Origin of the sequence: Phocaeicola faecalis (genome assembly GCF_021730445.1) — a bacterium.
GTDB lineage: Bacteria > Bacteroidota > Bacteroidia > Bacteroidales > Bacteroidaceae > Phocaeicola > Phocaeicola faecalis.
In genome coordinates, this window is sequence record NZ_JADNRM010000004.1 from 86,379 (window position 1) to 111,209 (window position 24,831).

Genomic DNA, 24,831 nt, shown 5'->3' on the forward strand with positions numbered 1-24,831 from the left:
ACAGTCTGAAGCTCAATCTATTTGAATCTCTCAAAATCTAATATAAAAACCTATAATCATTAATTTTAATATTATGAATGGACAAATGCAAAAATTATTCCGTATGTTTTTGGCGGGCGTTCTAATGCTGTTCACATTTACAGTAAATGCACAGGAACGGACAATAACAGGTAAGGTGTATGATGTGGCAGGTGAACCTATCATAGGTGCTAGTGTGCTCATACAAGGCACAACACAAGGTGTGATAACTGATATGGAAGGTGCGTTTCAGCTAAAGGCTGCCCCTTCTCAGTCTTTGGTTATCAGCTTTTTGGGCTATAAGGATATGATTCTTTCCATTGGCAATAAGACAAACTTTAAAGTCGTACTAGAAGAAGATTCGGAAAAACTAGACGAAGTAGTGGTGGTCGGTTATGCTACACAGAAGAAAGTCAATCTGACGGGTTCTGTCTCTTCTGTATCGGCCAAGGATATTCAGGATATTCCGGTGGCCAATACCACCACTTTGTTGCAGGGCCGCTTGCCTGGATTGGTATTGACCCAGAACGGTGCACAGGCCGGTAATGACAATCCCGAAATACGTATTCGTGGTATCGGTACATTCGGCAATAACAATCCGATGGTATTGATAGACGGAATAGAAGGTTCTATTTCTCAAATCGCGGAAATTCCATCTGCTGATATCGAAAGTATTTCTGTGTTGAAGGATGCGGCTTCGGCTGCTATTTACGGTGTTCGTGCTGCCAATGGTGTTATTTTGATAACTACTAAACGCGGACAAGCATCAAGTAAGGTGAAGGTTTCTTATTCAGGTAGTTATACCTTGCAGACTCCGGGTATCGTTCCCGACTATATTGACAGCTATAATTGGGCCTTGATGAGAAATGAAGTAAAAGCGGGAACTTTTTCGGAAGAGGCTTTGCAAAAATTGCAGGACGGCTCTGACCCTGACCATTATGCAAACACCAACTGGCTGGATGCCGTATTGCGCAATGCCAGTATGCATCAACACCATCTGTCGGTATCGGGCGGTAGTGAGAATACACATTTCATGACTTCTGTATCTTACTCTAATCAAGATGGTATTATGATGAAGACGGGCGTGGAACGTGTATCTTTCCGTTCAAACGTGGATACTCGTTACAAACGTTTTACTTTTGGTTTGAACCTGTCTGGTAATAAGAACGATGTGACTGCTCCTGCCGTGGCTCCGTCGGGTGAAGGTGGTATCATGCGATATGTCTCATGGTTTACCCGTCCCACGGTTCCGGTGATGTACTCTAACGGACATTATGGATATGTAGACGGTTCGATGACTAATGCAGAGGATGTGAAAAACCCGGTGGAACTGATGTCTTTGGGGTATCGTTCTAACGAATATTGGCGTTTTAACGGTAAGGCATTTGCAGGAATTGATTTGATAGACGGATTAAAGTTCCAGACAAATTTCGCTTATGCGTTCGACCTGAATGCAACGAAATCATACAATCCCAAGTCTCCAGCCCGTTATGATGCCGAAGGCAATGTGAAGAAGGTGGAAGGCGCCACTAATCAATCAAGCGACTATTGGTATAGAAATGCAACGTGGACAAATGAAAACCTGCTTACTTATAATAAGCAATTCAATGAACATAATATCAGTGTATTACTGGGACATTCAATTATCGGTTCACGTTATTATACGACAACAGCAGCTATCCAAGGATTCCCCACCGAAAATATCTATGAACTAAATGGTGGTACAATTAATCCGAGTGCCAAAGGAAATTCGGAAGAATATAAACTGCAATCTTTCTTCGGCCGTTTGAATTACAGCTATGGAGAACGTTACTTGTTTGAATTCAATATCCGTCACGATGGTTCCTCACGTATGCCTAAAGCCAATCGTTATGCCACATTCCCGTCTGTATCGGCAGGTTGGGTATTCTCAAACGAAAAATTTATGGAAGACTTCAGAGAGTTGTCACTCGGAAAGTTGCGCTTGTCTTGGGGTAAATTGGGAAATCAGGAAATAGGTAACTATGCGTATGCGGCTACATTGGGCGCCAGTGGCAATTACTTTTTCGATCAGAATGCAGACAAGCAGGCGGGTATGGTGCAGACCTCTGTTCCCAATGAAAATATCAAATGGGAAACAACCCGTTCAGTCAATGTTGCCATTGACCTCGGTTTCTTTAATAACAGAGTGCAGACCACGTTCGAATGGTTCGATAAAAAGACATCCGATATCTTGATGCGTTTGTCCATGCCGGGCATTTTCCTCGGTTCTCTTTCTGCTCCTTATCAGAATGTGGGAGCCGTACGTAACCGTGGTTGGGAATGGAACCTGAACTACTCGGACAGTAAAGGTGACTGGGCTTGGAATGCAGGTTTTAATATCTCTCATGTAAACAATGAAATTCTTGAAATGGGCGGTTTGAAAGAAACCATCAGCGGTAATTCAATCAATCGGGTAGGTGAGCCTATCGGAGCTTATTTTGGATATAAATCTATCGGCATCTACCGTACGGAAGCTGACTTGCAGCGCACTAATTCAAAAGGTGAAGTGATAAAGCAAAACGGTGTAGCTCCAAAACTGGGCGATATCATGTATGCTGACCTGAACGACGACGGTAATATAACAGCCGACGACCGTGACATTATCGGTAACCCATTCCCCAAGTACTCTTACAGTTTCAATCTGGGCGCTTCTTGGAAGAACTTTGATTTATCTACTTTCTGGCAGGGAGTTGCAGGAATCTATCGTTATAGTTGGGAGACAACCACGGATATTCGCGGTAACTTCACCGACCGTTGGTTGGATCGTTACTCAGCCGACAATATAAATGGTTCAATGCCTGCTCTGGGTAATACAATCAATGACCAATACTCATCATTCTGGTTGGAGAACTCCAGTTATTTACGCTTGAAGAATCTTGAGTTCGGCTATACTTTCCGCCAGCCCGGACTGACAAAACTTGGTGTTTCCAGTATCCGTGTTTATTTTGCAGGAACTAATCTTCTGACGTTTACTTCATTGAAGAACTGGGACCCTGAAAAGACATCAGGTGATGCTCGAAATGACGTGCACCCCAATATGCGCACTTATTCATTTGGTTTAAATGTTCAATTCTAATAATAGGGAGGACACAGATTATGGTAAAGAATACAAAAAATATATTCAAGATTTTATTATTGTCCGGTACTTTATTGGCTACCGGTGCCTGTTCGGACAGTTTTTTGCAGACGGATTCTCCGAACCAACCTTCACAGAGTACCTATTGGCAAACTGAGTCTGACGCTTTGATGGCTCTGACTGCCTGCTATGATGCCATGCAGAGCAGAAATCTGTATGACGATAATATCGACGGTTGGAATTATGGTTTCCTCTGTCGTGAGACTTGTACGGATAATGGAGACCATACGTGGGGAGACTGGATGTTGGGAAGTACTATTTCCAAATGTACGTCATCTACAACAGACGAATGCTTTTCAATGTACTGGAATGCTAATTATGAAGTGATTAAGCGTTGCAATATGTTGATTGATAACATAGACCGTGTTCCGATGGAAGAGGACAAGATAGATGCTTATAAAGCAGAAGCCATTGCTCTGCGGGCATTGATGTACTGCAACTTGACCTCAGTGTTCCGCGATGTTCCTTATTTGACAAAACCGCTTACTCTGGCCGAGGCTCAGGCTCCGAAAACGGAACGTGCACAGATTGTTTCGTCTGTATTGGAAGATTTGAAAACATGGATTCCTAAAATTCCGGTGATTGGCAAAGCCAAAACAGGACGTATGACTCAAGAAGCGGCGTATGCCATTATGGGACGTATCGCTCTCTTTAACCAGCGCTGGGATGATGCGATAGCTGCTTATCAGAATGTGATAGGTAAGGTGCAGTTATTTAAGTCGGGAGATGGTTCTGATTATGCTGCCAATTTTGCCGATTTGTTTAAAGAGAAAAATGAGACAGCAGCGGAAGTCTTGTTGAGTGTTCACTATAAAGGTCCCGGACTGGGCGAGGGCAGCTGCTTCGGTATTTGCTGGTCGGGTCCGATGAATGCCATTGAAGGTACAATGAATCTTTGTGATGACTTTTATTGCATAGACGGACTGCCGATAGATAAGTCGCCTCTGTTTAAAGGCAGCTTGGAGGCAGGTGCACATACAAAGGAAAAACCTGATATGGGACGTTATGAGAACCGTGACCCTCGTATGAAAGGCACATTGATGTTGCCCGGTATGGAATGGAACGGCAAACTTTATACCAATAATTTGCCGGCTAGTTCTACTGCCTGCATCCGCAAATGGTATACTCCTGAAGATACGGCCAACGAATATGACGGAAGCCTTGACTTCTACATTATTCGTTATGCGGAAGTGTTGTTGTCTCTTTCTGAGGCAATGATTGAGAAAGGCGGTTACCCGCAGTCCGAAGTTACACGATATATCAATGAGGTGCGTGCACGTGTAGGTATGCCTGCAGTGGAAGATGTGGAAGGAACCAATCTGACACAGGAAGAGTTGCGTGCCATCGTGCGTCACGAACGTCGCGTAGAACTGGCTTTTGAAGACTTGCGCTTTGCCGATTTGTATCGTTGGAATGAGTTTGAGAATGCTCAGAAACGTATGCAGCATGATTTGTCATTCTATGGCTTCGGTGCTGTGACACGTGGAAACTTACGTGGTGGACAAGACTTGGTATGGCCTATTCCGCAAAGTGAAATTGATACCAATCCGATGTTGGAACAGCATCCCGAGTGGAAATAGCGGTGATTGATGAGGTATACTTGTGAGCAAGTATAATATCTGTGAATGTTTATTGATAAATAGAAGAGGAAAGTTCGCTTTCTTCTTCTATTTTTTTATGCATCGGCATGGGGTACACCATGACCGCACAGCAGCCTTATCCCGATTTCAATAAAGAGAAAGTAACGGATTCATCCGAAAACCCTGTAGGTGATAAGGGGGCAGTCATTATTCTTGGGGAATTTAACATATCAATCAAACACCTGTCTCCTGATGTCGTCTCCTCCGGTTTTCAACCCCTGCATACGTTTTTGAACTCCCTAAGTCGTTTCATTAGGCAGCCTAAGCGTTTTCGTCCTTTCGATTATGCCTGTGTGTCCGTCGGATTACTACAGTCTCCGGCAGCGGACTGTATAGTCCGTTGCAGTGGACCGTACAGTCTGCTACAGTGGACTGTACAGTCCATTGCCGGAGTCTGTAATAATCTTCCGTTCAAAAGACCTTAACCGACCCTATGAAACGGCTTATTCTTCCCTTTGCTAGTGAATATGATATCTACTCCCCCCAAGAATAATAAATGACCCGAATTTTCTCAAAATAGGATGCCCACACACTTTTTGACTTGATTCTATATCTTTTTTTCAGTCATAACTATAACCGGAAAGCAAAAGTTTTGTACCTTTGCATCCGGTTTTAGAAAATGAATAAAAGATTGTAAGTTATGGAACTACCGGAAGACCCGATGATGCTGTTCAGCATGGTGAATATGAAACTTCGCGATTGTTATTCTTCGCTTGATGAGCTTTGTGAAGATATGAATGTAGATAAGGATTCTTTGATACGAAAACTGAACTCCGTGGGGTTTGAATATAGCCAAGAGAACAATAAGTTTTGGTGATTTATCTGCATTTTCTCTTTATTGATTATGTTTGTGCCAATAATTTAGCTGTTGCCCTATTGGGCTTTCCTGTTTCTGTAAGAGGCAGGTTCTCGACTGGTATGATACGTTTGGGACACCAGTAGGCAGGCAATACATCCTCACAAATTTTTTGAATTCTTTCATAGCTTTCTTCATTTCCGAGCTTGTTCTCAATGAGTAGAACCACTATCTCACCGAATTTCGCATCGGGAGCTGATGTAATCATAAATGGGATGTGGAAATGTTCTTTCAGTGCGGCTTCCACCTGTTCTATTTGTATTTTCACACCACCACTGTTTATCGTATTGTCTTTTCTTCCTAATATGCGGAATTGCCCTTTGTCGTTCAGTTCTGCAATGTCGTTAGTGTGTAATATCTTGTCACACACTTTGGGAGCATTGATAATCAGTGTATTTTCTTTACTCAACCGGATGGAGACGCTTTCAAAAGGAGTGTACCATTCGGAGGCTTCCGCTCCGTTTACTCGGCGCAAGGCAATGTGTGAAAGAGTTTCTGTCATACCATAGGTAGACCATACATGATTTGGAAAATCCTTTAGAGCGTGTGCCAATGCATTGTCAACCGCACCTCCGCCGATGATAAGATGTTTGACTTGTTTCAATAATTCTCTTTCTTCGGGAACTTGGAGGGAATTATATACCTGCATCGGAATCATGGCAACAAATACGGGTGCTTCCTTCAGTCCTTTCAATGGATGGCCTGAAGGGGTGACCGGGAGAAGGTTCAGCCCTGCAACCAGTGAGCGTACCACCACCATCTTTCCCGCAATATATTGCAGAGGCATACACAGTAGTGCTGTGTCATTTTCTTTCAGACCGAGGAATGAACAGGTGAGGCAGGCACTTTCCATCATGTTTTCTTTCTCTACACGCATCGGTTTAGGTTGGCCTGTCGAACCGGAGGTGTGGACAAGGACGGTGGATTGATGGTTGAACCATTCGGCGAGGAAAGTAAAAAGTTCTTGCCGGAAGCTTTGCTTGTCGGCAGGAACATTCATGCGTATCATCGCTATTTCCCAATGGGTATAAAAGATTCCTTCTATTTGGATACGCTGGGTGGTTATGTCTGTATAGTAAGTATTCATTGTGACAGCCATTGTAATAAATCAGGTTCTTGCTCTTCGGGATGAAACCATAAACAGTCACCTTCGATGTGTAGCGGATAGTCTATGTTGTCTGTAAACAGTAATCCTGTCCCAAGGCCTTGCGGGAGGGTAGGGTGCAGGGTGGCGCACCATTGGACTATGGCATTTAGTCCGATATTTGACTCTAGGGCAGAGGTAATCCACGAGCCTATACCTCTTTCTGCAGCCAGTTCTATCCATTCTTCCGAACCGCTGATTCCACCGTGAAGGGAGGGCTTCAGAATGATATATTGCGGCTGGATGGTTTCAAGAAGCTCAATCTTGCGCTCACGTTGGTTGATACCGATTAGTTCTTCATCCAGAGCGATGGGAAAAGGTGAGGAGGCACAAAGTGCACTCATCTCTTGCCATTGCCCGGCGCGGACAGGCTGCTCGATGGAATGAAGGTGGAACTCGGAGAGGCGTTGTAATTTGTCGAGAGCATCGGTGGGGGTGAAAGCGCCGTTGGCATCCACACGCAACTCTATCTGTTCGGGGGTAAAGTGTCGGCGGATATGCGCCAATAGTTCCAGTTCCTTTTCAAAGTCGATAGCACCGATTTTGAGTTTGATACAGCGGAATCCTTTTTGCATCTTTTCTTCGATGCGCCGATACATTTCGTCAAAATTCCCCATCCAGATAAGTCCGTTAATAGGGATACCTGCCTTTCCTTTACTGAATGGAGTGTGCCAGAATTGAAGGCTGCGTGCCCGGAAATGCAGCAGGGCAGTTTCCAGACCGAACAGGATGGACGGATAGGGAAGCAAGGCTTCCCGGTCTATTTCTCCGGTCTTTTCGAAGTTCTGGCAGGCGGTAGCCAACTGTTCATCGTAGTTGGGAACATCGTCACAACTCAGGGCGGGGAGAGGAGCACATTCGCCCACACCATAGTGTCGGCTGTCGGTGTCGGTGAGAACGATATAAGACACGTTTCGGGTGGTATATACTCCTCTCGATGTGCCTGCAGGTTGTTTAAAGTGTAATTGTTTCTTTATAATTCGGGTTTGGAACATGGCTGCTAGTGGTTTAAATGGAAAGCTGGGTGATTACGGAAATTTGGGATAATCTTGGAACCGTGGTTTGCGCTTTTCCAGAAATGCCTTTCCTCCTTCCTGTGCCTCCTCTGTCATATAATAAAGCATGGTGGCATCTCCGGCAAGCTCTTGGATTCCGGCTTGTCCGTCCAGTTCGGCATTGAGTCCGGCTTTAATCATACGGAGGGCTAACGGACTGTGTTCCATCATCTTTTCTGCCCATGCCACTGTCTCGTCTTCCAGACATTCAAAAGGAACAACGGTATTTACCAATCCCATTTCCAGTGCTTCTTGTGCTGAGTACTGACGGCAAAGGAACCATATTTCCCGTGCCTTTTTTTGTCCTACGATTCGTGCCAGATATGATGAACCAAAGCCGGCGTCAAAGCTGCCCACTTTGGGACCTGTTTGTCCGAAGATGGCATTGTCGGAAGCGATGGTCAAGTCACAAACCACATGGAGCACGTGTCCGCCACCGATAGCGTAGCCATTGACCATGGCGATGACAGGTTTCGGGAGGGAACGGATTTGTTTTTGTACGTCCAGCACATTCAGTCGGGGAACACCGTCTGTTCCGATGTAGCCGCCATGACCTTTTACGTGCATGTCTCCTCCGCTGCAGAAGGCTTTGTCGCCTGCTCCGGTCAGTACCACTACATTAATGTCCTGACACTCGCGGCAGTAATATAAGGCATCACTGATTTCGGAAGTGGTGGTGGGGGTGAATGCGTTGCGGTAACGCGGACGATTGATAGTGATTTTGGCTATGCCGTTATAAAAATCGAAAAGTATGTCCTGATACTCTTTGATGGTTTTCCATTCTCTTGTTTCCATATATTCTTATTTTTTATTTATTGTAGGGCTTATGGTCCACCGTAGGGGAATTATTTATTTTTAAGCTTGTGATAATATTCTCTTAATAGGGTTGTATCTTTTTCTTTGTCTGTAAAGACTTCCATTAGCATGGGTTGCATGAGTGTTTCCGGTGTGGCGAATTGCTTCATCGCTTCTTCCAGTTCCTCATCGTCGCTCACCTTTATATAGATGAAACCGCGCTCTTCCGCCCACCCTTTGGCGGTGGTGTAATGTTCGGCTGTGATGAATTCTCGTGAGCGGCTTGATTTGTCCATGCCCGGCAGAGTGTGGAATATCTCTCCGCCTTCATTATTCAGTAGCAGAATACGGATGTTTGCACCGTAATTTTGATTCCACAGTGCGTTCATGTCATAAAAGAAACTCAAGTCACCTATGATGATGAAGTTTAGTTTACTGGACGCTGCGGCATATCCGATGGCGGTGGAAAGTGAACCTTCTATGCCGTTCACACCTCGGTTACAGCAAATTTCTACTCTTGGCGGTATGGTGAATAACTGGGCATAACGTATCGTAGAGCTGTTTGCCAGATGCAGCGCACAGGGCTCCGGCAATGACTGAATGAGTTTTCCGATAGCCGAGATTTCCGAATAGGGCAGTTCCGGCATCGGAACAGTCTTGCAGTAGTTCTCCCACATCAATGGATAGTTGGTCGGTTTGTTGTCCAAAAGGAAAGCAATCTTTTCCAGAAACTCAAACGGGTCCATCTCGATGACGGTCGTCAGGCAACCGTATAAGTCGGCTATCTTTCCATCGGTGGAAATATGCCAGTGTTCACGCGGAGGATGCTTCCGAAGGTACTTCTTTAGTTCCTTGGATACAATGTGGCCACCGTAAGTAATCAATAGTTCGGGGGCCATATCGTCCTGACGTTCGGAACTCATGGAATAGATGGCTGCATCGAAGTTCCTGATGGGAATGCCGGGAATGGTCTGATTGCCCAGGTGTTCCGTCAGCCAAAGGAAATGCTTGTAGAGGGGCTTTACATATTTCTTTTCGAACAGATAAATCAGATTCATCTGCCCCACCACTATCATGCGTTTGTTATATTTATTCAGACGTTCAATCAGTACTTTGTAGTCGCGGTCGTACACACTCAATCCTTGGTAGCGGGTGATGACGCGCACCTCGGGAAGCGTTTTGGCGGTGAAACGATAGATGGGTTCGGAGATGGGCACATTGATATGTACCGGGCCTTTGCCGTGGTGGGTTGTCTCCAGTATGGCTTCGTTAATCAGACGGTTGCAGAACCATTCGTCTTCATCGCTTTGTACTTCGGGCAAGTTGACCGACATCTTGACCAACGAACCGAACACACCGGGCTGAGGCAAAGTCTGTCCGTCCATTTGTCCTATCCAGGCGGCAGGACGGTCGGCGGAAATGACGATTAAAGGTACTTGTTGGTAAAAGGCTTCGGCTATGGCCGGATGCAGATTCAGCAGTGCCGAACCGGAAGTGCAACATACGGCAGCAGGTCCTCCTCCCTGTAGCGACAGCCCGATAGCAAAGAATCCTGCACTGCGTTCATCAGTTACGGAGTAACAGGTGAAATCTTCTATATTGGCCAGTGTATGTACGATGGCAGCATTACGACTGCCGGGACAAAGCACTATTTTCCGCACACCGTGTGCCTTGAGAAGTGCTGCCAGCTGAAGTATGTTCTTTTTGTCTGAATACATAATTCTTTTACTTTAATATAAATGTATTTCTCTTTTATCGTTCTTGCTCTGTAGGGAGGAATTGAATTCCTTACGATAACAGGCTATCTGTTTATAAATTCAGGATGAAGTATGCTCTTCATCGTGTTCATCTTGTCTCCTGTTTCTGTCCATTCCGACTCTACTTCAGAAGAGGCAAGAATTCCTCCGCCTGCATATAAAGTGGTTTCTCCCGGCTCTATCTTCATGCAGCGTAAGTTGACATATAAATCTGTGTGCCCTTCGGTGTCCAGCCAGCCTGTAAAACCGGAATAATAGCTGCGGTCATATCCTTCATTTTCCAGAATAAACCGGAAAGCATCTTCTTTCGGCAATCCGCAAACGGCAGGGGTAGGATGAAGTTCCTGAAGTAAATTTCCTATATTATCCGTGTTCTTTAATAAAAAATAAAAGTCGGTCTTGAGGTGTACCAATTGTCCGGCACGAGCTGTATAAGGACCTTTTTCATTCATCTTATTACCGAACTTTTTGACAATACGGCGGATATAATCAGCCACATAGCCTTGCTCTTCTTGATTCTTCTTGTCCCAGTCTGTCGGCATTACTTCATTTTGCATCGGCATGGTGCCTGCCAAGGCTACGGTGTGCCATTCTTTGCCATGTCCGCTTAGTAGGATTTCGGGTGTACTGCCCAACCATGTGCCGGAAACGGGAGTATGACACAAATAAATCATCATACGCGGATAATTGTTGCAGGCACGTACAAATGCGGCCAATGGCGAGAAGTCATCATTGATATGCCTGGCGGAAGAACGTGACAAGACAAGCTTTTGGAAACGTTTCTCCCGAAGGGGAGTAATGAAGCGTTCAAAAGCTTGAGCGTATCGTTCCTTATCTGTTTCTTCCGAAATAAAAGGAGACAGTTCATTGGCCTGGTTTTTGCATGTCAACAAGGCATCGGCACACTCTAAAGAGGAAATAGCTTCGCTGATTTCATTCCAGTCATAGGCTGTGATATCAGGACGGACCACTACCAATGGATGGTGGTCGGACTGAAGGAAAGGAGCCATGACAAACCCTTTCTTTCCATTTAACTCCTGAATCTCGGCTAGCTGTTCCACATCGTCCGATGTTTGCAGCACAAAATAGCATTCGTCTGTCCAGGGCAACCGGTAGAGAGCGAAGCTGAGTCGGCTGCGTGTAAGGCAATCCAATAAATTCTGTGTATGTCTATTAGGTAGATTCATTTCTTTTTAAGTATGAAATTAACGACACGAACGGTAGAAACAAGTTTTCCTTCTGGAGTGGTGATATCTATGTTCCATATATGTGAGGAATTGCCGCGATGAATTAATTGGCCGTTGGCAATCACTTTTCCACCCAGAGGAACCGATGATATATGATTTCCGCTTACTTGTACACCGCATGCATATTCTCTCTCGTGGCATAAAGACATTGACCCATGTCCGGCCGCAATTTCGGCAAGTGCCAATGATGCACCTCCGTTCAGCATGCCAAAGGGTTGTGAGGTACGGTGGTCGACAGGCATTTCGGCACGTACCTCATTGGTGGCAGACGGCAGGAACCGGATACCCAAGTGTTCTGCCATTGAGTTTGAATAATCGGGTTTGCAAGTTGTTTCTTCTTTCATTTGCATGTCTGTTCTTTCTATAGGGCTACAAAAATACATAAAATTTGGATGCAACTGCTTGGAAAGGATGTCTTTTAGCAACAAAAACATTTTATTTTTTGTTTCTGTTTTTGGAAGATATTTTTAATTTTGCAAACGGTACTTATACAAATACAATGACGAATCATTAAATAATAATTTAATACTTATGCTTATAACCATTATTATTCTTGTTCTCTCTGCCGTGTTTTTCGTGAATGGTAAAATACGGTCGGATATTGTGGCGCTTTGTGCCTTGGTTGCCTTGTTGGTCTTTCAGATATTGACTCCCGATGAGGCCTTGTCCGGTTTCTCCAATTCGGTGGTAATTATGATGGTCGGCCTGTTTGTGGTCGGGGGAGCGATTTTTCAGACAGGGCTTGCCAAAATGATCAGTTCGCATATCCTGAAGTTGGCGGGTAAGAGTGAATTGAAATTATTTTTACTCGTTATGCTGGTGACTTCTGCTATCGGAGCCTTTGTGAGCAACACGGGGACGGTAGCCTTGATGTTGCCCATTGTGGTCAGTCTGGCTGTCAGTGCCAACATGAATCCCAGCCGCCTGCTGATGCCGTTGGCTTTTGCCAGCAGTATGGGAGGTATGATGACCCTTATCGGTACACCTCCCAACCTTGTCATTCAGAACGCATTGACATCGGCAGGTTTCCCTCCGCTTTCGTTTTTCTCCTTTCTTCCGGTGGGCCTGATTTGTGTGGCTGTAGGTACATTGGTACTGATGCCGCTCAGCAAATGGTTTCTCTCCAAGCGTGGACAAAGCGGAGAAGACAATGTACATTCAGGTAAATCATTGAAACAGTTAGTGAAGGAATACGGATTGTCCAGCAATCTCTTTCGATTGAAAGTGATAGGCGACTCACGTTTGCATGGAAAGACAATAATCGAACTCGACATCCGTCGCAAGTATGGACTTAATATTCTGGAGGTGCGCCGTGGAGATATGTCACAACATCGTTTCTTGAAAACGATAACACAGAAATTGGCAGACCCGAGTACCGTGCTGCAGAAAGAGGATATTCTTTATGTAACGGGCGATTTCAATAAGATAAAGTCGTTTGCCGAAGATTATTTACTTGAAATGCTGGATGAGCATATGACGGAAGAAGCGAAAGATTCCGCCAATTCATTGGACTTCTATGATATAGGTATTGCCGAGATAGTCTTGATGCCTTCTTCTAATCTGATAAACCAGACAATCAAGGGAGCGGGTTTTCGTGATAAGTTTAATGTGAATGTGTTGGGCATCCGCCGGAAGAAAGAATATCTGTTGCAGGATTTGGGTTATGAACGGATTCATAGTGGTGACGTATTGCTGGTGCAGGGTACATGGAACAATATCGCCCGTCTGAGCAAGGAGGATGCCGACTGGGTGGTATTGGGACAACCGCTGGCCGAGGCTGCGAAAGTTACGCTGGATTACAAGGCTCCGGTAGCTGCGGTGATTATGGTGCTGATGGTGGCGATGATGGTATTTGACTTTATTCCGGTGGCTCCGGTGACAGCGGTAATGATTGCAGGCATCTTAATGGTATTGACGGGATGTTTCCGTAATGTGGAGGCAGCGTATAAGACTATTAATTGGGAAAGTATCGTGCTGATAGCTGCTATGCTGCCTATGTCATTAGCTTTGGAAAAGACAGGGGCTTCCGAATATATCTCGAACAGTTTGGTCAGCGAGTTGGGGGCTTATGGGCCTTTGGCTTTGATGGCGGGTATTTATTTTACCACTTCCCTGATGACGATGTTTATCAGTAACACGGCCACTGCGGTGCTTCTTGCTCCCATTGCAATGCAAAGTGCAGCGCAGATAGGGGTGAGTCCCGTACCTTTTCTCTTTGCGGTGACATTAGGGGCAAGTATGTGTTTTGCTTCACCGTTCTCCACTCCGCCTAATGCACTGGTGATGCCTGCGGGCCAATATACTTTTATGGATTATGTAAAGGTAGGTTTGCCGTTGCAGATTATTATGGGAATCGTGATGGTGCTGGTACTTCCGTTGCTGTTTCCTTTCTGAGATATATATTTTCCGGAGGTATGCCGGGGCATTTTCTCATGATTTTCAGGCACGGATTATAGGGTTTGCACGAATAAGTTTATTCTCTTTCCGCATTAACCGTGTAATCCGTGCTTGAGTGATATACGCCGCTGGTCTTCAGCCTTTTCTTATATTTATAATAAATAATTCCAATCATATCCGCTATAAACCATCCGATGGGGATAGACCACCAAATTCCGGTTACTCCAATAGAGGGGATGGCGGCAAGCCCATACGAAAGAGCGACTCGGGTTCCCAGCGATACAACGGTCAGTACTACAGACATTCCCGGCATACGGATAGCCCGATAATATCCGTATAAAAGGAATAGAATCCCGATGCCGCAATAGAATGCGCCCTCGATGCGCAGGTAACCGATACCTACATTCAGAATCTCTATTTCATGTGGACGTACAAAAATCAACATCAATGGTTTGGCAAATAAAAAGACCAGAACCGAAATGAACAGGGAGAAAACGACTGTCGTAATCAGTGCACTCTTTACTCCTTTGCGGATTCGTTCATATTTCTTTGCTCCGAAGTTTTGAGCGATAAAGGTGGAAAAAGCATTTCCGAACTCCTGTACCGGCATATAAGCAAAAGAGTCAATTTTTATTGCTGCCGCAAAAGCTGCCATAACCATAGTGCCAAAGCTGTTGACCAGCCCTTGTACCATCAGAATCCCCAAGTTCATCACTGACTGTTGCACACAGGTCAGTGCAGAGAACGAAGTGATTTCTTTCAGGCAGCGGCGGTCAAAATGCAGGTCGCTGCGGTGCAATCTCAGCTCGGGACATTTAATATAGGTATATCCCATAATTCCCAGTGCAGATACTCCTTGTGCAACAATCGTAGCAATGGCGGCTCCCTTGATTTCCCAATCCAACTGTAAGATAAAAAACAAATCCAAGCTTATATTCAGCACAACAGAAACTGCCAGAAACCAAAGAGGGGTGACCGCATCACCGATGGCACGCAGAAGTGCGGCATAGAAATTATAGATAAAAGTAAAGCCGATTCCCCAAAAGATAATCCACAAATAATCATACATCATCTGATAAATATCATTGGGAATCTGTAATAGTTTGAGAATAGGATGAATGAAAGACAGAGCTACTATGTTTAGTGCGATTGTCACTGTTCCGATGAGCACGGCCGATACATAAATGCTTCGTCGTAAAGCCTTCATCTGTCCTGCACCATATTGCAGGGAAAAAACAGTACCGCTTCCCATGGACAATCCCAGCAGGATGGAAATAAGAAAAACCATTAGTGTGTAAGCAGATCCGACAGCAGCCAATGCGCCGGAGCCGATATATTGTCCCACAATCAGTGTATCGGCTATATTGTAACACTGTTGCAGCAGTGAGCCTATAATCATAGGTAAGGTGAAACGTAGCAGGGTGCCTGTGATGTTTCCTTGTGTCAAGTCTACTTTGGATAACATGATACGTGTTTGTTCAATTTGAATTTTGCCCCAAAGGTAATAAACACTTTTCTGAATGTTCGCTTCTTTGTAGAAGAATTAGAGGATAAACCTTTGCTAACGATTCCTGTCACGGCAAACTTTCTTCCGGTAATCTTGTTGATAGGCAAAACATAACTTTTAAAAACGAATCAAGATGAAAGAAAAGAAAGTAGCCCGTGAAGAACGGAACAAAGAGAAACTGACTACAGGAGACTGGGTGATGGCTGAATTTTATTCTATCAATTCATTGAAGAGTAGCCGTATGCATTCCGTGATTGAGGAGTTTAAAAAACAGATGGAAGGGAAGGTAGAAGTCGTACAGGTGAATGTGGACGAAGAGAAACCGCTTGCCGAATTTTATACCATCGTGCATATTCCTACTTATATATTCTTAAGGAAAGGAGAGCAGTTATGGCGGCAGACCGGCGAGTTGGGGTTGGACAGACTGGAAAAAGCAGTGAAGGAATTTATGGTCTGAATCATGTAAAAGAGGGGGATGTATCAAAACTTCCCTTTTATCGAAATCGCCCTCGCTACAACTACTGTGACGAGGGTGATTTTTAGTTTATGAGAGTTTCTACACGCCCTTTCTTTTAAAAAGAGTTAACCGGATAATATTTTCCATAAGAAACTTTTGTTTGTGAAAAATATCATGTATGTTTGCATAAAGTTTCCAAGGGAAAATATTAATTGAATTAAAATAGTTAAGCTTATGAAGTATGTAATAGTAGGAGGCGTAGCAGGAGGTGCAACCGCTGCCGCACGTATCAGGAGAAATACAGAAGATGCCGAAATCATTCTGTTTGAAAAAGGAGAATATATCTCGTATGCCAATTGTGGTTTACCTTATTATATAGGTGGTGTGATTGCAGAGCGTGAGAAACTGTTTGTGCAGACTCCGCAGGCTTTCGGCAAGCGGTTCAACATCGACGTGCGTACACAGTCTGAAGTTGTGGCCGTTCATCCTACTAAAAAGACAGTGGATATTCGTACTTCAGACGGAAAAACTTATACGGAACATTATGACAAGTTATTGCTTTCTCCGGGTGCGTCACCTGTCCGTCCTCCCTTGCCGGGCATTGACAATGAAGGTATCTTTACACTTCGTAATGTAAATGATACTGATGCCATCAAAGGTTATCTGCAGCAGCATAAGGTAAAACGGGCAGTGATAATCGGTGCCGGATTTATCGGACTGGAAATGGCGGAGAATTTGCAGGAAGCCGGTGCAGAAGTAGCGGTGGTCGAGATGGCAAATCAAGTCATGGCACCGATTGATTTCTCTATGGCATCGTTGGTGCACGAGCATTTGTTGCAGAAAGGAGTGCGCCTTTATTTGGAAAAGGCGGTAGACGCTTTCGAGCGTACAGCCAATGGACTGGAGGTTATTTTTAAATCGGGCGAAAGACTGTCGGCGGATATGGTATTGTTGTCTATCGGTGTGCGTCCCAATACCTCATTGGCAACAGAGGCCGGACTAGAGATAGGGGAGATGCGTGGCATCAAGGTGAACGATTACTTGCAGACTTCCGATGAACATATTTATGCGGTGGGCGATGCTATTGAGTTCCGCCATCCGCTGACCGATAAACCCTGGTTGAACTATCTGGCAGGGCCGGCCAACCGTCAGGCGCGCATTGTTGCAGATAACATGGTCTTTGGGAATGAAGTTACGTATGAAGGAGCCATTGGTACTTCTATAGCCAAAGTTTTTGATATGACTGTCGCTGCTTCAGGCCTTCCGGCCAAGCGGTTGAAGCAAGCGGGCATCGATTACCTGTCGGCAACCATCCATTCAGGTTCACATGCCGGATATTATCCTGATGCTTTACAAATGTCCATCAAAATAACATTCTCTCCTACCGACGGCAAGCTGCTGGGAGCACAGATTGTGGGCTATAACGGAGTGGATAAGCGCATAGATGAATTTTCGCAAGTGATTAAGCATAACGGGACTGTTTATGATTTGATGGCTTTGGAGCAGGCATACGCTCCTCCTTTCTCTTCGGCCAAGGACCCTGTGGCAGTAGCCGGATATGTAGCCGGGAATATATTGAATGGAAAGATGCATCCTCTTTATTGGCGTGAGTTACAGGTTGCCGACTTGAGTAAGATTACATTGGTTGACGTTCGTACTCCTGATGAATTTGCGCTTGGCTCTTTGAAGGGAGCTGTCAATATTCCTTTGGATGATATGCGTGAGCGGATGCAAGAGATTCCTCAGGATAAGCCGGTTTATTTGTATTGCGGAGTAGGTTTGAGAGGTTATCTGGCTTCCAATATATTGCTGATGAACGGATATAAGGAAGTAAAGAATTTAATAGGTGGTCTGAAACTTTATAAAGCAGCAACAGCTCCTCTGCCGGAACCGAAGACTTTTACAGCAACTCTCTCGGATGGAGGGAAACAAGTTGTGCCATCCACCGTTATTCCTTCTATAAAAGCAATAAAAGTAGATGCTTGTGGCATATCTTGTCCCGGCCCTATCATGAAGCTAAAGAAGAGTATGGAAGAACTGGCAGACGGGGAGCGTCTTGAGATTGTGGCGACGGATGCCGGCTTCCCTCGCGATGCTGAGGCATGGTGTCAGACCACCGGCAATCGTTTTGTCTCTGTTCATTCAGGAGGAGGAAAATATCAGGTAATAGTGGAGAAGAATACTCCTCAAATGTGTACTACAGAGACTTGTAAAGCAGACAAAGGGAAAACTTTTATTCTGTTCAGTGATGATTTGGATAAAGTTTTGGCTACTTTTGTACTTGCAAACGGTGCGGTGGCAACAGGGGAGAAGGTGACTATCTTTTTCACATTCTGGGGACTGAATGCCATCAAAAAGATGAATAAACCTGCAGTGAAGAAAGATTTCTTTGGCAAAATGTTTGGTATGATGCTTCCTTCCAGTTCATTAAAACTGAAACTTTCAAAGATGAATATGGGTGGTATGGGTAGTAAAATGATGCGTTATATAATGAATAAGAAGAATATTGAGTCATTGGAATCGTTACGCGAACAGGCCATTCAAAATGGTGTTGAGTTCATAGCCTGTCAGATGTCGATGGATGTGATGGGCGTAAAGCGCGAGGAGTTGTTGGATAATGTGACCATTGGCGGTGTGGCTACTTATATGAATCGCGCAGAGCAGGCAAACGTGAATTTGTTTATTTAAGAATGTATGGAGAAAATAAAATCAATATGTGTCATGAGAGAGCTTTTTAAAGCTCTCTCTGAATTGGAAACAAATTTGATAGAGCAACATGGGGTGTCATTGAATGAAGCAATGGCACTTTGCTGTATCGGTGGTGACAGATTGACGGCGAGTGCTATATCAGAGAATACGGGTTTATCGGCTTCCCATGCTTCGAAGGTGATTCGCTCGATAGAAGATAAAGAGTTGATAGTTCGCAGTTTGGGCGATAAAGACAAGCGGCAGATGTATTTTACTTTATCGGATAAGGGAAAGATTTGTCTGAATCAGTTGAAGGAGAACGAAATAGAAGTTCCCAAGATGTTGAAACCGTTATTTAAATAGAGTTATATTTGGTGATGAAGAGTATATCTGCTTATTCTGCAATATTGGTAGATGATGAACAAGCTGCCCATTATGCCATTCAAGTTTTACTAAAGGAGTATGACAACATAAGTCTTGTCGGACAGGCTTATAATGGCAAACAAGCTATTGAAATGATAAACAGGTTGCGTCCTGATTTATTGTTTTTGGATATTCAAATGCCTGATATGAATGGTTTTGATGTATTGCATCATTTAGATTATCAGCCTTACATTGTTTTTTGTACGGCATACGAACAATATGCAATAGATGCTTTTAATCAAAACTCTATTGACTATTTACTTAAACCGGTTGATGAAAAACGTTTTGCCCAATGTATGGCGAAAATAGAAAGGTTATTTCCCAAAGAGCGGAAAATGGATATTTGTCAACTGCAAGAACTCGGTAAACTTCTTAATCCCCCTAAAAAAGCATTTGCAATACCTGTGAATATCGGTTCAAAAATAGTATTTGTTCAGTGCAGCATAATTACTTATTGCGTGGCAAAAGATGGATATGTTTCTTTAATCACCGATGAAGGAAAAGAGTATGTTTGTAATCTTACTTTGAAGCAATTAGAAGAACGGTTATCTGACGACTTTATTCGTGTACAAAAGTCTTATATAGTCCACAAAGAAAAAATAGAAGAGATACAGAAATACTTTAATAATCGGCTTATACTAAAAATGAGGGATTATAATCATACGAAAATAACGTCTGGTACAAGTTATATTGATAAGATTAGAGAGGAACTTATGCTGGGATAATCTTTCTTTTTTCAGGTTTATTGTAGTATTGTTCAGGTACAAGGAAAATAGCTTCTCATGGCGGTTGCCGAAGCATATCTTTGTATCTGAAATAATTAAAACAAAATAATCATGAAAAAGTACTTTGCATTCTTTTTATTGTTATCAGTAACCGCACTTGTCTACGGTCGGTCACAAAAACTTGTTATTAAAACAGACAAGGAATCTGCCGAATTGCGTTATTGGCCTTTGGACGGAAAACAACTACCTTTTTATAGTTTATATTCATCTGTTACTGCTGTTTGCGGACAGATGACAGAGATTGAGCTCCCATGTAGTGACACTATATATAAACTCTCATTAGGGAAGGGTAAGACAGCATTGGTTTACGCAACTGCCGGCTCTGTAGATACAGTTTTCTTCTATCGGGATAGTATCTGTTTTAGTGGTCATAACCAGGCCTGTAATTTATATCTGAAAGAGGCAGAAAGAGCAGATGAGTATTGCCGTAGTTATTCCTATACCCGTAACCACCCTCTTGCAAAGGTACAATCATTGGCAATGTTTAAAAAAAATATAGCCGACCGAAAGGCCAAAGAGGAAGCCCTGCTTAAAAAAGCAATACCGGCTGGAAGATTTATGTTGCAACAACAGCATTTTATTGATTTAAGATATAAGGCATTGTTTCTGAAAAAAGCCATTTCTTTGTATGCGTCTTCTAGTTTTTCGGATGATTGGATGAATGAATTCAAAGCTATGGATTTTTGTTTTTCAGATTCTATATCTAGACAATCAGGATTCTTTCCTAAAATATTGAAGGATTATGTTTTTATTAAGAGTTTTGTATTGGATGGAATAGATCCGAAAACAGTAGACGAAGAATCTGTGAATACCTTTTTGTTTGAAAATTATTGCCATCTGCTTTCAGATAAGAATCTGGAGTATGTAGCCGCCCATTTATTGTACGATGATATTTTTCAAAAAAGATACAGTAAGGATATTCCTTTGTTATACGATAAATATATTGCTTTATTTCCCGATAATCCCTATATCGAAATATTGCTTCCTGGAGTGACTAAGATTTCGGCTCTTTATCATCAGAAAACCGGTAATGATAAAATACAGATAGTTTGTTATGAAACAGAACCCGAAGATTTTACTGATATGATGCGTCCGTTTGCCGGAAAGATAGTTTATATAGATATATGGGCAACCACCTGTTCTCCTTGCATCCAGTCATTTTCTAATGTAGCAGCTATGAAACAACATTTTCCTGATTCAAAAGATATTGTACTTTTGTATCTATCTATAGATAGAGATGAAAGGCACGAGAAGTGGAACCGGATGATAAATTATTATAATTTAGAAGGATATCATTATCGGGTGAATAAGAATACCTCCCAAATCATATATTCTGCTTTTAAGGATTCTAAAGGGATATTGACTATTCCACGTTATGTTATCGTTGACAAGAATGGAAAAATTGCATTTATGAATGCAGCTTCGCCTTCAAATCCTATTGAAGTAAGAAAACAATTACAAACGCTCTTAAAATAATTCTTTATGAATCTGTATACTGAATTCTTGGTCGCATTCATGCTTGTTTTTGCTGTGGGGTATACCTTGGTTTATTTGCCGGGAATGTTAAAGGTGAAAGCCATTTATAAAAGAAATCTATTATTTTTAGTTTCTGTTGGTTTGGTCCTACAGTTTGTCAACAGACTTATGCTTTCTTATTTGTGGGCAGTCAGCTTCATTTTTTTGATTTTCAATCTTTATTTGTTTTACACGGATAAAAGAGGAAATCATTTGAAAGTATATTATGCTGTCATCGATTTTATAGTGTGTTCGCTTACATTGTTCTTATCTGCTTGTATTGTGGCAGAACTGGATGATATTCCCATTAAACAAATTGTTCATCAGCGATTTCCGGACGGTAGTTATACTTTCTCTCCGGGATACTTGGATGAGATGATTGTATTAAGTATAATCTTATCACTGCTTATAGTGAATTACAAGTATCTGTATATTTATCTTTTAAGTAAATGGGAAGAACGGCAAAATCGTAAATATAAGGATCTTCAATATCAGAAGCAGAATATTAAAACACAGTTTGAAGCATTGCAAGCCAAAGTTAATCCTCACTTTTTATATAATTCTCTCAATTCTATTGCCGGATTAGCTACGGTCGATGGTGAAAAGACCAGGCAAATGGCATTGGCACTCTCGTGTTTTTTTCGGTATAGTATGAATCGTGAGCAACAAGTTATGGTTTCTTTGAAAGAGGAAGTGGAAATGATGAAAACATATTTGGAAATTGAAAAGATTCGTTTTGGTGAACTTTTGAATTATACGATTGTGCTTCCGGTTGAAACAGAGCATTATAAGATACCTAGAATGTTGCTTCAACCCATAGTGGAGAATTGTGTGAAGCATGGCATGAAACCTGATATGACAACTTTAACAATAAACGTATCTTGTTCTATATTTAATGAAACACTTCTTTTGTCTGTAGAGGATGATGGAAAGCCTTTCCCGGAAAATTTTATTCCAGGATATGGAATACAGAGCGTATATGAAAAACTGGAATTATTATATCCACAACGTTATAAGGTAGAACTGGATACGGATGCAGGAAAAGATTTCAGGATTTATCTCTATTTTTCCTCTCCGGTAGACTAAGGTTATCAATAGTTTCAAACCTTCTTCTTTTTCATTTGTTTATTCCTCGCAATGGAACTGGACAAGTGGAAACAGAAATGGAAGCAGTTGAGCAATCTGCGGAAATGGCGTGTCTGGAGGTTGAAGCTGATTGATGCCCGCCTTTACTTCGTAAGTATATTTGTAGGTTTGCTTACGGGACTGATTGCTGTGCCCTATCATTATTTGTTATGGGAATTCTTTGATATCCGAAAAGCATTCTTCACAGCCCATTATCCGTGGTACTGTCATGTTGTCTTATTCTTTTTCCTGTGGGGCATTCTTGTCGGAGTTGCCCTGATGGTAAAGAAGATGCCTTTAATAGCCGGAGGCGGTATTCCTCAAACGAGGGCTGTCATTAACGGACGTATTCATTATGACCATCCTTTCAAGGAATTGATTGCAAAGTTTTTTGGGGGAATATTAGCTTTGAGTGCAGGGTTGTCGTTGGGACGTGAAGGGCCTTCCGTCCAGATTGGTTCATATATCGGCACGTTGGTATCTCGCTGGGGACATATTCTGCGGGGTGAAAGAAAGCAGTTGCTGGCTGCCGGAGCCGGTGCCGGACTTTCTGCAGCTTTTGCCGCTCCCTTGTCTTCCTCTTTGTTGGTCATTGAATCCATTGAACGGTTTGATGCTCCCAAAACCGCCATTACCACTTTATTGGCAGGCGTGGTGGCGGGCGGTGTGGCGAGTTGGATGTTTCCCACTACGCCTTATCATCTGATAAATGCCGTGTCTCCCGCTTTGTCCTTTCAGCAACAGGCAGAACTTTATATTCTTTTTGCTGCCGTGGTTGCCGCCATAGCAAAGTTCTATTCGCTTATTGTTCCCTTTTTTCAGCGGTGGTTGCCGGCGTTGAAACTCTCTGTTTACACTAAAATGTTGTACTTGCTGATTGTGGCATACGCTATTTCTCTGACCGAGACAAACTTGACGGGAGGTGGAGAACAGTTTTTGATGATGCAGGGAATGGATGGGACGCATGACATCCAGTGGCTTGGCCTCATGATATTGATTCATTTTGTATTCACTTTGCTTTCATTGTCTTCAGGCTTACCGGGAGGAAGTTTTATTCCGACCCTGGTGACAGGAGGTTTGTTGGGACAATTATTCGGACTCATATTGGTACAGCACGGAGTGATAGGATATGAAAATGTCAGTTATATGATGCTTGTCGGGATGGTGGCTTTTTTAGTAGCAGTGGTGCGTACTCCGTTGACCGCCATTGTGCTGATAACAGAAATAACAGGTCATTTTGAGGTGTTTTATCCTTCTATCGTAGTGGGTGGACTAACTTATTATTTTACGGAACTTCTTCAGATTAAGCCTTACAATGTATTGCTTTATGACAGGATGTTTCGCAGCCACAATCCGGAGTTCCCCGAAGTCGAGGGGGCACGTTATCAACTGTACGTAGAAATAATGGATGGCTCTTATTTTGATGGAAAAGAAGTGGATAAACTGACTTTGCCCAACAACTGTGTTATTCTTAGCATCCACCGTGATCGCAAAACTCTGCCTGCTGCAGGTGAGACACTTGTTCCCGGCGACCAAGTGGAGATAGAAATAGATGCCAGGGATATTGAAAAATTGTACGAGCCGCTGGTCAGTATGGCAAATATCTATTAAATTTGCCGTATGAAAAAGAAATTCCAACTTCAAGTTCCGGGAGGAGCCGACAAAGTGTTGCTCCATACTTGCTGTGCCCCCTGTTCGTCAGCCATCATTGAGTGTTTGATGCAACACAGCATTACTCCTGTCATCTATTATTGTAATCCGAATATCTATCCGCTTGAAGAGTATAACATAAGGAAAGATGAATGTACCCGTTATGCCCGCTCTTTGGGATTGGAGATTATAGATGCCGATTATGACCATGACGCTTGGCGCTGTCAAATGTCGGGAATGGAGCAGGAACCTGAGCGTGGAGGGCGTTGTCTCCGTTGTTTTAAGATGCGTTTGTTGGATACGGCGCGTTATGCTCACGAGCATGGTCTCTCGGTGATAACCACCACACTGGCATCCAGCCGATGGAAAAGCCTGGAACAGATAGAAGAGGCGGGACGCTATGCTACTGCCTGTTATCCCGACGTTACTTATTGGGAGCAGAACTGGCGTAAAGGCGGTTTAAGTGAGCGTCGCATTGCCATTATTAAGGAATATGATTTTTACAACCAAAAATATTGCGGTTGCGAGTTTAGTATGCGAAAAGAAGAGACTGCTCCTGTTGTGGATAGAGATAAATGAGGCATTGGCTATAAAAATGGTAAAATCCCCATATTA

General features: G+C 43.2%; 20 protein-coding genes. 13 read left to right on the forward strand and 7 right to left on the reverse strand.

Translation table 11 applies throughout. The annotated features are described in order from the left end of the window. The first annotated feature begins 73 nt into the window (after positions 1-73). The 4 genes from IR173_RS06750 (at position 74) to IR173_RS06765 (ending at position 5,632) form a co-directional block, all read left to right on the forward strand. Positions 74-3,115, forward strand: a complete 3,042-nt coding sequence (locus IR173_RS06750; RefSeq protein WP_317207928.1) for a SusC/RagA family TonB-linked outer membrane protein — start codon at positions 74-76, stop codon at positions 3,113-3,115. 20 nt (positions 3,116-3,135) lie between these two features. Beyond that, positions 3,136-4,755 (forward strand): RagB/SusD family nutrient uptake outer membrane protein, encoded by a 1,620-nt coding sequence (locus IR173_RS06755; protein ID WP_237038908.1) that lies wholly within the window; start codon positions 3,136-3,138, stop codon positions 4,753-4,755. Positions 4,756-4,862: 107 nt separating this feature from the next. Then, positions 4,863-5,240 carry a hypothetical protein gene (locus IR173_RS06760; protein WP_237038909.1) on the forward strand — a complete coding sequence of 126 codons (378 nt, stop codon included), beginning with the start codon at positions 4,863-4,865 and terminating at the stop codon, positions 5,238-5,240. Positions 5,241-5,455: 215 nt separating this feature from the next. Next, a complete protein-coding gene (locus IR173_RS06765; protein ID WP_005940265.1) occupies positions 5,456-5,632 on the forward strand; it encodes a DUF4250 domain-containing protein in 177 nt (58 codons plus the stop codon). A 25-nt stretch (positions 5,633-5,657) separates the two neighbouring features. Here the strand turns inward: IR173_RS06765 and IR173_RS06770 are convergent, their stop codons facing one another. From IR173_RS06770 to IR173_RS06795, 6 genes are all read right to left on the reverse strand, one after another. After that, a complete protein-coding gene (locus IR173_RS06770; protein WP_237038910.1) occupies positions 5,658-6,758 on the reverse strand; it encodes an AMP-binding protein in 1,101 nt (366 codons plus the stop codon). Further along, positions 6,755-7,810 (reverse strand): o-succinylbenzoate synthase, encoded by a 1,056-nt coding sequence (locus IR173_RS06775; protein ID WP_237038911.1) that lies wholly within the window; start codon positions 7,808-7,810, stop codon positions 6,755-6,757. The genes IR173_RS06770 and IR173_RS06775 overlap by 4 nt, the downstream gene beginning before the upstream one ends. Positions 7,811-7,843: 33 nt before the next feature. Continuing rightward, positions 7,844-8,665 (reverse strand): 1,4-dihydroxy-2-naphthoyl-CoA synthase, encoded by an 822-nt coding sequence (gene menB, locus IR173_RS06780; protein WP_237038912.1) that lies wholly within the window; start codon positions 8,663-8,665, stop codon positions 7,844-7,846. Between the two features lie 50 nt (positions 8,666-8,715). After that, positions 8,716-10,383 carry a 2-succinyl-5-enolpyruvyl-6-hydroxy-3-cyclohexene-1-carboxylic-acid synthase gene (gene menD / locus IR173_RS06785; RefSeq protein WP_237038913.1) on the reverse strand — a complete coding sequence of 556 codons (1,668 nt, stop codon included), beginning with the start codon at positions 10,381-10,383 and terminating at the stop codon, positions 8,716-8,718. Between the two features lie 83 nt (positions 10,384-10,466). Further along, positions 10,467-11,609, reverse strand: coding sequence for an isochorismate synthase (locus tag IR173_RS06790; RefSeq protein WP_237038914.1), 1,143 nt, complete (start codon positions 11,607-11,609; stop codon positions 10,467-10,469). Next, positions 11,606-12,013 carry a PaaI family thioesterase gene (locus tag IR173_RS06795; RefSeq protein WP_237038915.1) on the reverse strand — a complete coding sequence of 136 codons (408 nt, stop codon included), beginning with the start codon at positions 12,011-12,013 and terminating at the stop codon, positions 11,606-11,608. The genes IR173_RS06790 and IR173_RS06795 overlap by 4 nt, the downstream gene beginning before the upstream one ends. 187 nt (positions 12,014-12,200) lie before the next feature. Here IR173_RS06795 and IR173_RS06800 point away from each other — a divergent pair, with 187 nt between their 5' ends. Continuing rightward, a complete protein-coding gene (locus IR173_RS06800) occupies positions 12,201-14,063 on the forward strand; it encodes an SLC13 family permease (RefSeq protein ID WP_237038916.1) in 1,863 nt (620 codons plus the stop codon). Between the two features lie 79 nt (positions 14,064-14,142). Here the strand turns inward: IR173_RS06800 and IR173_RS06805 are convergent, their stop codons facing one another. Then, positions 14,143-15,531: an MATE family efflux transporter gene (locus tag IR173_RS06805; protein WP_237038917.1), complete on the reverse strand. Its 1,389-nt coding sequence runs from the start codon at positions 15,529-15,531 to the stop codon at positions 14,143-14,145. Positions 15,532-15,706: 175 nt separating this feature from the next. Between IR173_RS06805 and IR173_RS06810 the strand changes: the two genes are divergently transcribed. The 8 genes from IR173_RS06810 (at position 15,707) to IR173_RS06845 (ending at position 24,795) form a co-directional block, all read left to right on the forward strand. Next, positions 15,707-16,030, forward strand: a complete 324-nt coding sequence (locus IR173_RS06810; protein WP_237038918.1) for a thioredoxin family protein — start codon at positions 15,707-15,709, stop codon at positions 16,028-16,030. A 234-nt stretch (positions 16,031-16,264) separates the two neighbouring features. After that, positions 16,265-18,718, forward strand: coding sequence for an FAD-dependent oxidoreductase (locus tag IR173_RS06815; RefSeq protein ID WP_237038919.1), 2,454 nt, complete (start codon positions 16,265-16,267; stop codon positions 18,716-18,718). A gap of 33 nt (positions 18,719-18,751) precedes the next feature. Next, positions 18,752-19,081, forward strand: coding sequence for a helix-turn-helix domain-containing protein (locus IR173_RS06820; RefSeq protein WP_237038920.1), 330 nt, complete (start codon positions 18,752-18,754; stop codon positions 19,079-19,081). 14 nt (positions 19,082-19,095) lie between these two features. Continuing rightward, entirely contained in the window at positions 19,096-19,866 is a 771-nt protein-coding gene (locus IR173_RS06825) for a LytR/AlgR family response regulator transcription factor (RefSeq protein WP_237039009.1), read from the forward strand. A 111-nt stretch (positions 19,867-19,977) separates the two neighbouring features. Continuing rightward, positions 19,978-21,402, forward strand: coding sequence for a TlpA family protein disulfide reductase (locus IR173_RS06830; protein WP_237038921.1), 1,425 nt, complete (start codon positions 19,978-19,980; stop codon positions 21,400-21,402). 6 nt (positions 21,403-21,408) lie between these two features. Beyond that, positions 21,409-22,527: a sensor histidine kinase gene (locus IR173_RS06835; protein WP_237038922.1), complete on the forward strand. Its 1,119-nt coding sequence runs from the start codon at positions 21,409-21,411 to the stop codon at positions 22,525-22,527. A 51-nt stretch (positions 22,528-22,578) separates the two neighbouring features. Then, on the forward strand, positions 22,579-24,177 hold the full coding sequence (locus IR173_RS06840) for a ClC family H(+)/Cl(-) exchange transporter (protein ID WP_237038923.1): 1,599 nt from the start codon (positions 22,579-22,581) through the stop codon (positions 24,175-24,177). Between the two features lie 9 nt (positions 24,178-24,186). After that, on the forward strand, positions 24,187-24,795 hold the full coding sequence (locus tag IR173_RS06845) for an epoxyqueuosine reductase QueH (protein WP_237038924.1): 609 nt from the start codon (positions 24,187-24,189) through the stop codon (positions 24,793-24,795). Positions 24,796-24,831: the final 36 nt, after the last annotated feature.